General features: G+C 69.7%; 15 protein-coding genes. 11 read left to right on the forward strand and 4 right to left on the reverse strand.

All coding sequences use genetic code 11. From position 1 onward, the window contains the following. Positions 1–108: 108 nt before the first annotated feature. Positions 109–795, forward strand: coding sequence for a CBS domain-containing protein (locus VH969_RS23625; protein WP_331977826.1), 687 nt, complete (start codon positions 109–111; stop codon positions 793–795). Between the two features lie 53 nt (positions 796–848). Next, positions 849–1,490, forward strand: a complete 642-nt coding sequence (locus VH969_RS23630) for a CBS domain-containing protein (protein ID WP_331977888.1) — start codon at positions 849–851, stop codon at positions 1,488–1,490. Between the two features lie 60 nt (positions 1,491–1,550). On the opposite strand, the gene VH969_RS23635 is transcribed toward VH969_RS23630, so the two are convergent. Both VH969_RS23635 and VH969_RS23640 read right to left on the reverse strand, forming a co-directional pair. Further along, positions 1,551–2,552, reverse strand: a complete 1,002-nt coding sequence (locus VH969_RS23635) for a zinc-binding alcohol dehydrogenase family protein (RefSeq protein WP_331977890.1) — start codon at positions 2,550–2,552, stop codon at positions 1,551–1,553. A gap of 8 nt (positions 2,553–2,560) precedes the next feature. After that, on the reverse strand, positions 2,561–2,803 hold the full coding sequence (locus VH969_RS23640) for a PLD nuclease N-terminal domain-containing protein (RefSeq protein ID WP_331977828.1): 243 nt from the start codon (positions 2,801–2,803) through the stop codon (positions 2,561–2,563). 172 nt (positions 2,804–2,975) lie between these two features. On the opposite strand from VH969_RS23640, the gene VH969_RS23645 reads away from it, so the two are divergent. Together VH969_RS23645 and VH969_RS23650 are read left to right on the forward strand one after the other, a co-directional pair. Next, on the forward strand, positions 2,976–3,929 hold the full coding sequence (locus VH969_RS23645) for a universal stress protein (RefSeq protein WP_331977830.1): 954 nt from the start codon (positions 2,976–2,978) through the stop codon (positions 3,927–3,929). A gap of 20 nt (positions 3,930–3,949) precedes the next feature. Beyond that, entirely contained in the window at positions 3,950–4,849 is a 900-nt protein-coding gene (locus tag VH969_RS23650; protein ID WP_331977832.1) for a class I fructose-bisphosphate aldolase, read from the forward strand. A 12-nt stretch (positions 4,850–4,861) separates the two neighbouring features. Here VH969_RS23650 and VH969_RS23655 read toward each other — a convergent pair whose 3' ends face one another. Beyond that, positions 4,862–5,809 (reverse strand): sigma-70 family RNA polymerase sigma factor, encoded by a 948-nt coding sequence (locus tag VH969_RS23655; protein WP_331977834.1) that lies wholly within the window; start codon positions 5,807–5,809, stop codon positions 4,862–4,864. A gap of 211 nt (positions 5,810–6,020) precedes the next feature. On the opposite strand from VH969_RS23655, the gene VH969_RS23660 reads away from it, so the two are divergent. From VH969_RS23660 to VH969_RS23690, 7 genes are all read left to right on the forward strand, one after another. Next, entirely contained in the window at positions 6,021–6,596 is a 576-nt protein-coding gene (locus tag VH969_RS23660; protein WP_331977836.1) for a 2-oxoacid:acceptor oxidoreductase family protein, read from the forward strand. Further along, a complete protein-coding gene (locus tag VH969_RS23665) occupies positions 6,589–7,854 on the forward strand; it encodes a transketolase C-terminal domain-containing protein (RefSeq protein WP_331977838.1) in 1,266 nt (421 codons plus the stop codon). The genes VH969_RS23660 and VH969_RS23665 overlap by 8 nt, the downstream gene beginning before the upstream one ends. An 11-nt stretch (positions 7,855–7,865) precedes the next feature. Further along, on the forward strand, positions 7,866–8,870 hold the full coding sequence (locus tag VH969_RS23670) for a thiamine pyrophosphate-dependent enzyme (RefSeq protein ID WP_331977841.1): 1,005 nt from the start codon (positions 7,866–7,868) through the stop codon (positions 8,868–8,870). Continuing rightward, positions 8,870–10,489: an NAD(P)-binding protein gene (locus VH969_RS23675; protein WP_331977843.1), complete on the forward strand. Its 1,620-nt coding sequence runs from the start codon at positions 8,870–8,872 to the stop codon at positions 10,487–10,489. Before VH969_RS23670 ends, VH969_RS23675 begins: the two co-directional genes overlap by 1 nt. 305 nt (positions 10,490–10,794) lie before the next feature. Continuing rightward, positions 10,795–11,190: a hypothetical protein gene (locus VH969_RS23680; RefSeq protein ID WP_331977845.1), complete on the forward strand. Its 396-nt coding sequence runs from the start codon at positions 10,795–10,797 to the stop codon at positions 11,188–11,190. A 27-nt stretch (positions 11,191–11,217) separates the two neighbouring features. Further along, on the forward strand, positions 11,218–11,631 hold the full coding sequence (locus tag VH969_RS23685) for a CBS domain-containing protein (RefSeq protein ID WP_331977847.1): 414 nt from the start codon (positions 11,218–11,220) through the stop codon (positions 11,629–11,631). 133 nt (positions 11,632–11,764) lie between these two features. Then, entirely contained in the window at positions 11,765–13,276 is a 1,512-nt protein-coding gene (locus VH969_RS23690) for a D-glucuronyl C5-epimerase family protein (RefSeq protein ID WP_331977849.1), read from the forward strand. 57 nt (positions 13,277–13,333) lie between these two features. On the opposite strand, the gene VH969_RS23695 is transcribed toward VH969_RS23690, so the two are convergent. Continuing rightward, positions 13,334–13,711 carry a hypothetical protein gene (locus tag VH969_RS23695; RefSeq protein WP_331977851.1) on the reverse strand — a complete coding sequence of 126 codons (378 nt, stop codon included), beginning with the start codon at positions 13,709–13,711 and terminating at the stop codon, positions 13,334–13,336. Between the last annotated feature and the right edge of the window lie 13 nt (positions 13,712–13,724).

Genomic DNA, 13,724 nt, shown 5'->3' on the forward strand with positions numbered 1-13,724 from the left:
GGTGTGCCCGGCAGAGGCCATTGGTCCCACCCACCGCGGGGACTGCGCCTCTGTGGCCGGCCGGCGACACAGGGTTGTCTAAAGGGGAAGCGAGCGAAGGAGGCCGTGGTGCGCGAACCCGACGTGGCATCGGTCATGACGACGCGGGTGACCACCGCGAAGCCAAACACCCCGTTCAAGGACCTGGTCCACACGATGACCGCGCAAGGCATCAGTGCCGTTCCGGTCGTCGACGACGAGAACCGGCCGATCGGCGTGGTGTCCGAGGCGGATGTACTCGCCAAGCAGGAGTTCCACGGCGGCGGCGACGAGCTGCCGCACGGCGATCGGGCTGGTCGTGGCCGCTGGTACCGCGCGCTCGCGCAGACCGCTGCCGAGCTGATGACGACGCCGGTTCACACGGTGCCGGCAAGCAAACCGGTCAGCGTGGCGGCGCGCATTCTCGCCAGGGAGAAGGTGCGCCGGCTGTTCGTCGTCGACGACGGTGGCCGGGTCGCCGGCGTCGTCTCCCGGCGCGACCTGCTCAGGGTCTATCTCCGTACCGACGAAGAGCTGCGCGCGGACATCGAGGCGTTGCTCGCGTCGGCGGTGGGCCTGCCGGAGCACACGGTCGGTGTCACCGTTCACGATGGAACGGCCACTGTGGACGGTGTGCTCGCGAGCCGGCGGGAGGCGGAGGTCGTCGCCCGAGCCGTGCTGGCCATGCCCGGGGTCGTGGGCATGCACAACAACCTGCGCTATGTGGTCGACGACCTCGCGGGGCGCAGCCGTGACCGGACGGACTTCCGACAGTAGTTCGCAAACAACCGACGGAGGACGAGATGTGGGAACCGACAGTTGAGTCGGTGATGACGAAGGATGTCGTCACCGCCCACGAGAGCACCGGGTTCAAGGAGCTGGTGACTCTCATGACCGAACACAAGATCAGCGGCATTCCGGTTGTCGACCACACCGGGCGAGCGGTTGGCGTGGTGTCCGAGGCGGACACGCTGGCCAAGGAGGAGTACGACGGCGGCAACACCCGCAAGCCGCTGTTCAACCGTCAGCGCCGCTCGCACTGGAGCAAAGCGGCGGGCCTGCATGCCTTCGAGCTCATGACCTCACCGGCCATCACGATCCTCGACTCGTCGTCCATCACGGCGGCGGCGAGGTCGATGGCGGAGCACAAGGTGCGCCGGCTGTGCGTGGTCAACCTCGCGGGCAAGCTCGTCGGCGTGGTCTCGCGTCGCGACATCATCGCCACCTACCTTCGGGAAGACACGCAGATCCTGGCCGACATCGAGGAACACGTGTTCCGGAAGGGCATGTGGCTCTTCCCCGAGACGCTGACCGCCGACGTCGAGAGGGGCGTGGTCACCTTGGAGGGAGAGGTCCGCAACCGGACCACGGCACAGGTCGCCGCTCAGCTGACCCAGAAGGTCCCCGGTGTCATCGACGTCAAGAACAAGATCCGCTTCGAGATCGACGACACGGTCACCGCGCCCCTGTGAAACGAACCCGAAGACGAACCGGCCTGGACCGAGTGGCCCAGGCCGGTTTCTCGGGTGCCGTCAGGGCACCAGCACCGCTGCGCCGGTGACGCGATCGGCGGCCAGGTCGGCCAGCGCGTGATCGGCCTCGGCGAGCGGGTACACCGTGGTGGCAACGTGGATCCGATGCCGGGCTGCGAACTCGAGGAAGGCGCGCGCGTCGGCACGGGTGTTCGCGGTGACGCTGCGCACCTGCCGCTCGTAGAACAGGTGTCGCCGGTAGTCCAGTGCGGGGACATCGGAGAGGTGGATGCCTGCGATCGCCAGGGTGCCGCCCCGATCGAGCGCCTCGAGCGCGGGCAGGACTAGCTCTCCCGCGGGCGCGAACAAGATTGCGGAGTCGAGGGGCTCCGGTGGGGCGTCGGCCGGCCCGCCCGCCGATGCGGCACCGAGCGCCAGCGCCAGCGTCCGGGCGCGCTCGCCGCGCGTCATCACGTGCACGACCGCGCCACGGGCGAGCGCGACCTGCGCGGCGAGATGGGCACTGCCGCCGAACCCGTAGATGCCCAGCCGGCCGCCGTCCGGCAGCTGCGCTCGCTCCAGTGCGCGGTAGCCGATGATCCCGGCGCACAACAGGGGCGCAAGTTCGACGTCGGTGTAGCCGCCGGGCAGTCGGTGCACGTACGCCACCGGTGCGGTGAGGAACTCCGCGTATCCGCCGTCGGTGTCCCAACCGGTGTACGTCGAGTTCGGACACAGGTTCTCCGCGCCCCGTAGGCAGTACCGGCACGTCTCACACGTGCCGCGCAACCACGCGACGCCGACCCGATCGCCCGGACTTATGCGCCCGGCGTCCTCGCCATGTACCGCGACCACCTCACCGACCACCTCGTGACCCGGCGTGACATGCTCCCGGTGCACCGGCAGGTCGCCTTCCGCCACGTGCAGGTCGGTGCGGCACACCCCGCAGGCGAGGACACGGACGAGCACCTCGCCGGGCGGCGGTGTGCGCACCGGTTCGACGGCCATGACGAGCGGGTGCCCGTCGATGGGTCCGGGCTCCTTGACGCGCCACACCCGCATCGTCGTGGTCATGGCTCCGGGTGCCGCAGCCGCGGCCGGCCCCAGATCAGGTACGCGATCGGACCGACGAAGTTGATCGCGATGGCGCCTGCCCACAACGGCTTGCGCCCGTTCACCTCCTCGATCGGCCGCCGGGCCAGGTCGATCCACGCGATCGCGGCGAGCCCGACCTGTGCGGTGCACATCGCGATGAACGCGACGCGCTGTCCGGTGGTCAGATCGCGCCAGTGTCGCTTCCTCATGACAGTCATCGCTTTCTCCTTTCACCTCCGATGCTTGCCACGTGACGAGCGGGTAGTCACCGCCGAGTGTCACGTCGGGCTGAGGACCTTCGACCAGCCCGATCAGGGACGTCCGCCCGGTTTCGGCGGTGTGACCGGCTGATGTGATGAAGCCGGTGGAACGGGACTTGAGGAGGCAGCGATGGCGAATCCGGTCAGCGAACACCCGATCGTGGTGGGCGTCGACGGATCACCGGCCGCGTGGCGAGCGGGAGCATGGGCTGCCGCGGAGGCGGCCCGCGCGCACGTGCCGCTGCGCCTAGTGCATTGCTGCGCGCTCGCGGTCGTGCGGCAGCCGAGGCACCTGCCGCCACCGCCCGCATACCGCACCGCGGTGCTCGCGCAGGGGCGACACTGGCTGAACGACGCCGCACGTCGGGTGCGCGCTTGCGCACCCGACGTCGCGCTGAGCACCGACATGCGTGCCGGACTGCCCGCCGACGTCCTGATCGACGAGTCGCGTACGGCGAGCTTGGTGGTCGTCGGTTCCCGGGGCACGGGTGGGTTCCGGGAGCTGCTGCTCGGGTCCGTCGCCGTGGCGCTGGCCGCGCATGGGCACTGTCCCGTCATCGTGCACCGGGGAACCGATGCGGACGGGCAGGCCGAGGACGTTCGGCCGGTCGTCGTCGGTGTCGACGGGTCACCGCTCAGCGATGCGGCTGTCGGGTTCGCGTTCGAGGAAGCCGCGGCCAGACGAGCCCCGCTCGTGGCGGTGCACACCTGGCTGGACGTGAACACCGCCGGCATGTGGGCCGGCCTGCCCACGATGATCGACTGGCCGACCGTCCAAGCCGACGAGGAGTGCGTGCTCACACAGAAACTCGCGCGGTGGCAGAAGGAGTACGAGACGGTGCCGGTCCGGACAGTCGTGCTGCGGGATCGCCCGGAACACGCCCTGCAGGCACGCTCCGCACACGCCCAACTTGTCGTTGTGGGTTCGCGAGGTCGGGGGAGCCTTGCCGCACTGGGTCTCGGCTCGGTGAGCAACGCGCTGCTGCACACGGCCCGCTGCCCGGTGGCCGTCGTCCGCCCCGAGTCCGGCGCAGTGCATCACCTCGGACACAACCTCCGGCCGGGCGCGTTCCCGGCCGCCTGATCGAACACAGGAGGCACACGATGGCGACACGGACACGGTTGAGCCGGCTCGGGCTGGACACCGGCAAGAAGGCGCGGCTGCACCGCATCCTGCACCAGCACGGGCTGCGCAACGGCACGGCGCTCTTCCTGCCCTACGACCAGGGCTTCGAGCACGGCCCCCGCGACTTCTTCGCCAACCCCGACTCGAGCGACCCGCGCTACATCGTCAAGCTCGGCGTCGAGGGCGGGTTCAACGGGATCGTGTTGCAGATCGGCCTGGCCGAGAAATTCTACTGGGACTACGCCGGCGAGATCCCGCTGGTGCTCAAGCTGAACGGCAAGACCGACATCCCGCCCGACAACGCGGCGCTCTCCCCGGTGCACGCGAGTGTCGCCGACGCCGTTCGCCTCGGCGCCGACGCGGTCGGCTACACCCTCTACGTGGGCACCCCGGTGCAGGAAAAGGACTTCGCCCAGTACCGGCAGGTCCGTGCCGACGCTCAGGAGCTCGGGATGCCGCTGATCGTGTGGGCCTACCCGCGCGGCTGGGCCGTGGCGGCCAAGGGCGGCAATGACTCCTTCTACGCGGTCGACTACGCCGCCCGGGTGGCGAGCGAGCTCGGCGCGGACGTGGTGAAGGTGAACTTCCCGCACCCGGAGAAGAGCGAAGGGGTGGCCGAACAGTACGTCGGCACCGACGTCTCGGCCCAGCAGGCCATCGACGCCGTCGTCCGGTCGGCGAACCGCACACTCGTCCTGGTGTCCGGTGGAACCAGGGCGGGCGACGAGGTGATGCTGGAAAAGGCGCGCGAGTCGATGGAGGCCGGTGCGGCGGGCCTGATCTTCGGCCGCAACGTGTGGCAACGCGAGCACGACGAGTCATTGCGTTTCGTCGCGAGCCTGCGGGAGATTCTCGCCAAGTACGACGTGGCGCCGTGAACGGCCGTTCGGTTACGCGGCACCCTCGTCCGGTTGGCGCTCGCGCCACTGGACGAGGGGATGCCGGCTCTCCGGGCTTCCGAGCTGTCTCAGTCCTCTGAGGATCAGCTGGCGAGCGCGCTCGCGGCTCGTCCCGAGCTCACCGGCGATCTCCCGAAGGGTGCGCGGCAACCCGGTGTCGAGCCCGTAGCGCATGGTGATCGCGCGGCCTTCACGCGCCGGCAGATCGGCCACCGCGGCCCGGACATCGGCGATGAGCGCCTGGTGCTCGGCGATCTCTTCGGTCGGTGGGAGCTCGCAGTCCTCGATGAACTCGCCGAACGGGACGCCGTCGTCGCCCTCGCCGGTGGGCATGTCGAGGCTGATCGTGCTGCGGGCGAACCGGCGGAGCTCCTCGACCCGCGGCACCGTCGACCCGGTCGCCTCGGCGAGTTCCTCGTCGCCGGGCGCACGGCCGAGGTCGGCGGTGAGCTTGTGATACGCCGCGTGGACCCTGTTCACCTCCTCCTCGACATGTGCCGGTAGCCGGACGATCCGGTTGTGTGCGGCCCCACGGTCGATGGCCTGGCGGATCCACCACGTCGCATACGTCGAGAACTTGTAGCCCTTCGTGTAGTCGAACTTCTCCACCGCGTGGATGAGCCCGAGGTTGCCTTCCTGGATCGCGTCCAGCAGGGACAGGCGTCCTCGGTTGTGCTGCCTGGCGACGGCCACCACGAGACGGAGGTTCGCGTTGATCATCCGCCGCATGGCGAGCCGGGCATCCTCGGCGAGGTACTCGAGGTCGCGGCGCGACCGTGGCGAGCCCCGGACCAGCAAGGCCTCCGCGTACACGCCCGCCTCGATTCGCCTCGCCAGGTCGACTTCCTGCTCAGCCGTCAGCAGGGGGATCGCGCCGATCTGGTTGAGGTAAACCCGAACCAGATCGCCTTCTTCGAAGCCGGCTGTCGTCGTGGTCATGGCACTACCTCCGCATCGTCCAGTCGAGCGCCGTACCCGGCCCCGGGTCCAGTGGCGTAAGACCCTGCGCGACGAGGACTCCGTGCCCGGATCGGCGGCGGTTGCCCGGTGTCGTGTCCTTCGACCACCCGGCACGGGACCTTCCGCACTGACCACCACGGACTGTGGCTGTCTACAACGGAGTAGAAGCATTTGAAAGGGATGAGATCGGATGTTCGAGGTGCGGGTGCACGGCCGCGGCGGGCAGGGGGTCGTCACCGCCGCGGAGCTGCTGTCGATCGCGGCTTTTCTCGAAGGCCGCCACGCCCAGGCGTTCCCCAGCTTCGGCTCGGAGCGGACCGGAGCGCCGGTCGTGGCGTACTGCCGGATCGACGATCGGGAGATCCGCACGCGAGAGCCCATCGTCGCGCCGGACGCGCTGATCGTCCAGGACCCGACCCTGCTCGGGCAGGTCCCGGTGTTCGACGGGCTGCGGGACGACGGCTTCGTGGTGGTGAACTCCGGCAGGCGGATCGAGAACCTCGACCTGCCGCGGATCGCCCACCGGCCGGGGCGATGGATCAGCGTGCCCGGAACCGAACTCGCCCGCAAGATCGTCGGCAGGCCGGTGCCGAACGCGGCACTGCTCGGTGCGTTCGCCGCCGTGAGCGGGGTTGTGTCGCTGGACTCGGTGATCACGGCGGTTCTCCAGCGGTTCACCGGCACGGTGGCCGCCGCGAACGCCACGGCGGCGCGGACCGCGTACCAGGTCGCACGTATCGAGATCGAGGAGCTCGAGCATGCTTAGCCAGATCGAGGGCTCCCGCGGTGTCGCCGAAGCGGTCGCGCGATGCCGGCCCGAGGTCGTCAGCGCGTACCCCATCTCGCCGCAGACGCACATCGTCGAGGCGCTCAGCGCGCTGGTGAAGGCCGGCCGGCTCAGCCCGTGCGAGTACCTCAACGTCGAGTCCGAGTTCGCCGCGATGTCCGTCGCGATCGGCGCGTCGGCGGCCGGCGCCCGCACGTACACGGCCACGGCGAGCCAGGGCCTGCTGTACATGGCGGAGGCCTTGTACAACGCCTCCGGTCTCGGCCTGCCGATCGTCATGACCGTGGCCAACCGCGCGATCGGCGCCCCGATAAACATCTGGAACGACCACAGCGACTCGCTGTCCCAACGGGACAGCGGCTGGATCCAGCTGTACGCGCAGGACAACCAGGAGGCGCTCGACCTGCATATCCAGGCGTTCCGGCTTGCCGAGGAGCTGTCCACGCCGGTCATGGTGTGCATGGACGGGTTCGTCCTCACCCACGCATTCGAACGCCTCGACGTACCGGAGGCGGCGCGGGTGGACGCGTTCCTGCCGCCGTACGAGCCGCGGCAGGTCCTCGACCCCGCGGATCCGGTGTCGATGGGCGCGATGGTCGGCCCGGACGCCTACACCGAGGTCCGCTACCTGTCACACGAGAAGCACCTGCGCGCGCTGGAGATCATCCCGCGGTTGCGTGCGGAGTTCACGGCCGTGTTCGGCCGGGACTCCGGTGGATTGGTGCGGCCCTACCGCCACGATGACGCCGGCATCCTGGTCATCGCCATGGGTTCTGTTCTGGGCACCCTGGAGGACACGGTCGACGAGCTCCGTGGCGACGGCATGCGGGTCGGCGCCGTGGGCCTCACGTCGTTCCGGCCGTTCCCCGCCGACGCGCTGCGGGCAGCCGTCGGTCCGGCGGCGCGGGTGGTGGTGGTGGAGCGCGCGCTCGGAGTGGGCAGCTGTGGAATCGTCACTCCCGAGGTGCGCGCCGCCCTGGCCGGGCTCCCCGTGGAGGTGCACACCGTGTTCGCCGGACTCGGCGGGCGGCCGATCACCAAGGCGTCCCTGCGGGCGCTGCTGGCCGACGCGGCCGCGGGAACGCTGGAACCGACGCGGTTCCTCGATCTGCGCACTGATCTCGTGGCACAGGAGTTGCGGCGGATGCGTCGGGTCAGGCGCTCCGGACCGATCGCCGAGAACCTGCTCCGCGATCTCCATCAAGGCGTGCCCTCCGACGTCGCCGCTGAGAGCTGAGGACCGACGACATGCCCGCACAGAAGATCAAATTCTACCAGACCGGCAGCCACGTGGTGGGCAACCGGCTGCTCGCGCCGGAGCAGCGGTCGGTGCAGGCGGACGGCAACCGCGCGAACTCGCTGACCTGTGGTCACCGCGCCTGCCAGGGCTGCGGCGAGGCGCTCGGTGCCCGCTACGCCATCGACGCGGCGATGCGCGCCACCGGGCGGCAGCTGGTCGCCGTCAACGCCACCGGCTGCCTGGAGGTGTTCTCCACGCCCTATCCGGAGACCTCGTGGCAGGTGCCGTGGATCCACTCGCTGTTCGGCAACGCTCCCGCGGTCGCGGCCGGGGTCGCGGCCGCCATGAAGGTGAAGGGCCGCACCGATGTCCGGGTGGTCGGGCAGGGCGGCGACGGCGGCACGGTCGACATCGGCTTCGCCTGCCTGTCCGGGATGTTCGAGCGCAACGACGACGTGCTGTTCATCTGCTATGACAACGAGGGCTACATGAACACCGGCGTGCAACGCTCCGGCTCCACCCCGGCGGCGGCCCGCACGGCGACGACCCAGGCCGTGGGCGAACGTCCCGGCAACGCCTTCGGGCAGGGCAAGAACGTCCCCGCGATCGCGATGGCCCACGAGATCCCATACGTGGCGACCGCGACGGTCGCCGAGCTACGCGACCTCGAATACAAGGTGACCCGGGCCATGACGTTCCATGGCGCCCGCTACATCCACGTCCTCGTGCCATGCCCGCTCGGCTGGGCCAGCGCGGCGGCCAACACGATCCGGCTCGCCCGGCTCGCCAAGGAAAGCGGCCTGTTCCCGGTGTTCGAGGCCGAGCACGGCGAGATCGTCGACGTGTCGCCCATACGCAAACGGGTACCGGTGGACGAATACCTGAAGCTGCAGGGCCGCTACGCCCACCTGTTCGGCGAGCACCCGGACACCGGCGTCATCGCGCGCATCCAGGCCGGCGCCGATCGCAACATCCGCAAGTACGGCCTGCTCGACACGCACGAGGTGCCCTGATGGACAAGCCGTTCGCGATCACGCTGGGCGTCGGGTCCAGCCTCGCCAACAAGACCGGTACCTGGCGCACCGAGCGGCCTGTTTACCGAAACCTGCTCGCGCCCTGCAACAACGCCTGCCCGGCGGGCGAGAACGTGCAGAGCTGGCTCTACGACGCGGAGGAAGGCCGTTACGAGAAGGCGTGGCGCACGCTCGTCGCCGACAACCCCTTCCCGGCCGTCATGGGCCGGGTCTGCTACCGGCCGTGCGAGACCGCCTGCAGCCGCGGGCAGCTCGACGAGGCGGTCGGCATCAACTCCGTCGAACGCTTCCTCGGCGACGAGGCCATCCGTCAGAAGTGGACGGTCGAGGTGGCAGCGGTGCCGTCCCGCAAGCGGGTGCTCGTGGTCGGCGCCGGGCCGTCCGGCCTGTCCGCCGCGTACCACCTGACGTTGCTTGGTCATGACGTCACGATCCGCGACTCCGGTCGTGAACCCGGTGGCATGATGCGCTACGGGATCCCGGCCTACCGCCTGCCCCGCGACGTGCTCGACGCCGAGATCGCCCGCGTCCTCGCCCTCGGCGTCACGCTCGAGCGGGAGTCCACGGTCACCGACGTGGTCGCCGCGCTGGAGGAGTTCGACGCCGTGTTCCTCGCCGTCGGGGCGCACATCGGGCGGCGTGCCTACATCCCGGCCGGGGACGGAGCGCGGATTCTCGACGCGATCACCCTGCTGCGCGACATGGCCGGGAACGAGGCGCCCGTGCTGGGCCGCCGGGTGGCGGTGTACGGCGGCGGGAACACCGCGGTGGACGCGGCGCGCACCGCCAAGCGCCTTGGCGCCACGGACGCCGTAGTCGTCTATCGCCGCACCCGCGAGCGGATGCCGGCGCACGACGTGGAGGTGGCGGAGGCGCTGGCGGAAGGCGTGACGATCCGGTGGCTGTCCACCATCACCCATGCAGGGGAGGACAGCATCACCGTGGAGAAGATGCGCCTCGACGAACAGGGTTTCCCACAGCCGACCGGTGAGTTCGAGGAGCTCGGCACGGACGCGCTGGTGCTCGCGATAGGGCAGAACGCGGACCTGTCACTGTTGTCCGCGGTCGACGGTATCGAGACCGAGGACGGGGTCGTGCGGGTCGGACCCGACCTCATGACCGGACACCCGGGTGTATTCGCCGGTGGTGACATGGTCCCGGCCGAGCGCACCGTCACCGTCGCCGTCGGCCATGGCAAGCGCGCGGCGCGGGCGATCGATGCGTGGCTGCGTGGTGAGACCCACGCCGAGCCGGCGAAGCCGGCGGTCGCCACGTTCGCCGGGCTGAACACGTGGTACTACTCGGACGCACCGGCGACCGTGCGGCCGACGCTGGACGCCGCGCGGCGCGTCGGCACCTTCGACGAGGTCGTCGGCGGGCTCGACGAGTCGACCGCCCTGTTCGAGGCACGCCGGTGCCTGTCCTGCGGGAACTGCTTCGAATGCGACAACTGCTACGGCGTGTGCCCGGACAACGCGGTGATCAAGCTCGGTCCGGGTGATCGATACGCGATCGACTACGACTACTGCAAGGGCTGTGGCCTGTGCGTCGCCGAGTGCCCGAGCGGCGCCATCACCATGGAACCGGAACAGACCTGAGACGCAGGGCCGGAAGTCCCTGCCGGCGGCGACGAACGCCACTGTGTGCCCGCACGAGACGGGAACACCGTTGAAGTATGAAGGGAATCAAGCTCGCAACGATGGTCGCGGTCACCGCCGCGGCCGCTCTCGTCGCCGGGTGCGGGCGCGCGGAACCGGGGACAGGGGGACCGGCGACAACGTCTCCGCCGGTGACGCAGCCGGCACCCACGTCCACATCGCATATGCCGCGGATGCCCGGCGCGACGCACCCGCGGCCCGGTCACACCCCGTCACACCACGTGCCCGCGCCGCACCGGGCTCCGGTGCTTGCGAACGGCAGGCACTGTGTCTGGCTGACCCGCCTCGACCTGGGCTCCCGGACGCTCACGTTCGATGTCGTCCAGTGGCTCACCGGCGAGGAGGCGGACGAGGCGTTCCACCGTGACCACCCCGAGGCGCCCGACGTCCACGTGCCGAACGGCTACTACATCGTCAACCAGAACCCGCGGCTGCGGACACTTCCGGTCCAGCGCGGCGCGGCGGTGAGCGTGCTCGTGCCGTCGCACGGCAGCGTCCACCAGACGATCCCGTTCGCCGCGCTGCCGAGGTACCTGAGCGACGACATCGAACCGAACGACGGCAAGCTCTGGTACAACCCGTTCTGGCTGACCGTCCGCAATGACCGGATCGTCGCCGTCTTCGAGCAGTACATCCCGTGACGGCCCGCACGCGAGGCGGTGACCACTATGGACACGTCGACCCTGGACAACCTGCCGATTCAGCGGGTCATGAGCGCGGAGGTGCTCGGCATCGTGCCGTCCGCGCCGCTCGAGGTGGCGCTGCGGATGATGGTCGAGGCCGGCGTTCGGCACCTTCCGGTGGTCGAACGCCGCCGGTGCCTCGGGCTGCTGCACGAGTCGGACGCGCTGTGGCGCCTGTGGTCCACCACAGGCGCCGGCACGCGGCCGTGCCGCACCGTCATGCGGACCCCGCCGCCGTGCGTCGACGCGGCCGGCACCGTCGGTATGGCCGCCCGGCGCATGGCCCGCTCGGCCTCCGACGCCGTGCTGGTGCTCGACGAGGGCCGGGTGGTCGGCATCGTGACCGCGACCGACCTCGTCGACCTGCTTGCCAAGAAAGTGACACAAATGTTCTCCTGAAAAGACATTTCGAAACTGGGGAATGGTTCACATGAATTATGTGGGATCGGCGCGAAACTGGCGCAAATTATCGGTACTCGTCGCGATTGTGGCGATGTCGCTATCGGTATTGGGGACATCGACCGGTGAGCCGGTGGCCGTCGCGCAGGCGGTGAGCGCGCCCACGCAGGCGGACGCGACCGCCGTGCCCGTGATGCCCAGCGGGCCGGGCTCGGACCCGTTGGAAGGCATCGCTCTACCACCTGCCGCCGGCGCCGCGGGCGTCGAGCAGCGAATCGAGCAAATGGAGGCGAAGTCCGTCGCGGCCACCACGAGGCCGTTGCCGGACACGTACCAGAAGGGGACGTTCGTGCCGCGGGCGCTGCCCGACGCTGCCCTGCCGTACAACTCCAGCGCGGTGTACGAGCTGCCCGAGGTGCGGGACGCGACCGGCGTGGCGATGTACCTGCTGGACGGGAAGCTGTACGACCACCCGGTCAACCAGGCGGAGGATGCCTTGGCGGCGTTGAACAACTACCGGCTCACCGGTAGGGCCGCCTACTTGAACCGTGCCGTGCTCGACGCCCAGCGTCTCATCGACAGGCGAGTCGTCTCGGACGAGGCGTGGTACTACCCGTACCGGTTCGACTTCGCGTTGCACGGCGGCAGCAACGTCATGCGCGCGCCCTGGTTCAGCGCGATGGCGCAGGGGCAGGCGTTGAACGTGTTCGTGCGGCTGAACCGGGTCACCGGTGACCAGAAGTGGCGGGATGCGGCGGATGCCACGTTCAACAGCTTCCACAACGCACCGGTGCAGGGCCTTCCGTCCACTGTGCACATCGACGCCGAGAACTACCTGTGGCTGGAGGAGTACCCGCTCTGGCCGCCGACCTCCTCGGACCGGACGTTCAACGGACACGTGTTCGCCGCCTTCGGTCTGTACGACTACCTCCGGTTGACCGGCAACACCGTCGCGGTCGACCTGTGGAACGGCGGGCTCGTCAATGCGCGGTGGCACATCCAGTACCGCTTCCGCAACCTGGGCTACATCAGCCACTACTGCCTGCGGCACCCGGCGGTGCTGTCGACGAAGTATCACGACATCCACTGGCACCAGATGGTTTCCCTGCACGCCAGCACCGGCGACGCGGGCTGGAGCCGGATAGCCGACGCGCTGCGCGCCGACTACCCGCCACCGGCCGTCAGCGGGACGGTGGTGCTGACGGGCGGCACGCACACCGGCTACAAGTTCGATGCGAACGGCGCAATCACGGCCCGCAAGTCGATCAGCCTGAGCAGGCGTTCGGGGGCGCCCGGCGATCAGCGGGCGCGGATCAAGGGTCGCGGCGTCTACCTGCGGATCACCGCCGGCTCGCTCGCCGGCTACTGGGTCGCCGAGAACTACCAGCGCGCCTGGTTCGCCGGGGCGAAGGCGGTGCTGGCGTATCCGCTGCCACGGACCGTCCGCATCCCGGCCGGTACCTGGTCGGCGTACCGGTACGACGCGGCCGGCACGGTCACCGCGGCCAGGACCATCAGGCCGACGAGCGCGACGAGCGCGCCCTTCCAGCGCAGCGCCACGATCAACGGGCGGCTCCAGGTCCTGGTCACCGCGGGCTCGCTGGCCGGCTACTGGCTGCCGGCACAACGCATGACACTTATCTGACAGCGAAGGAAAGGGCCGGCGGCAGGCATGTCCTGCCGCCGGCTCGTGCATGACAACTCACCCGTTGCCTGCGATGGTGACCAGCAGCCAGGCGCCGTACCCGACGGTCGCGGCACCGAGGACGACGAGCCCGCGGGTGACGAGGCGCTCGACCCGGTCGCTCGGCCCGAAGTCCGCGACGATCCCGCGCAGGCCGGCGAGCGCGTGCCAGGTGACCGTGACGAGAAATGCCAGCTCGGTCGTGAACACGACGGGATTGCGCAGCCAGGCGATGACCTCGGCGTAGCTGCGCAGGCCCTCGTCGGCCACGTAGTGCTGGGCGATCATGTGCGCGGTCAGCAGCCCGAGCAGGAGGGCGCCGCTACCGGCCTGGACCGTCCACAACCACGCTGGAGACATGTGGTCCCGGGCGGTTTCGCGCGGTTGGATCTGCATTGGACGGACCTCC

It is taken from the genome of Actinophytocola sp. (assembly GCF_036555685.1).
In the GTDB taxonomy this organism is placed as follows: Bacteria; Actinomycetota; Actinomycetes; order Mycobacteriales; family Pseudonocardiaceae; genus Actinophytocola.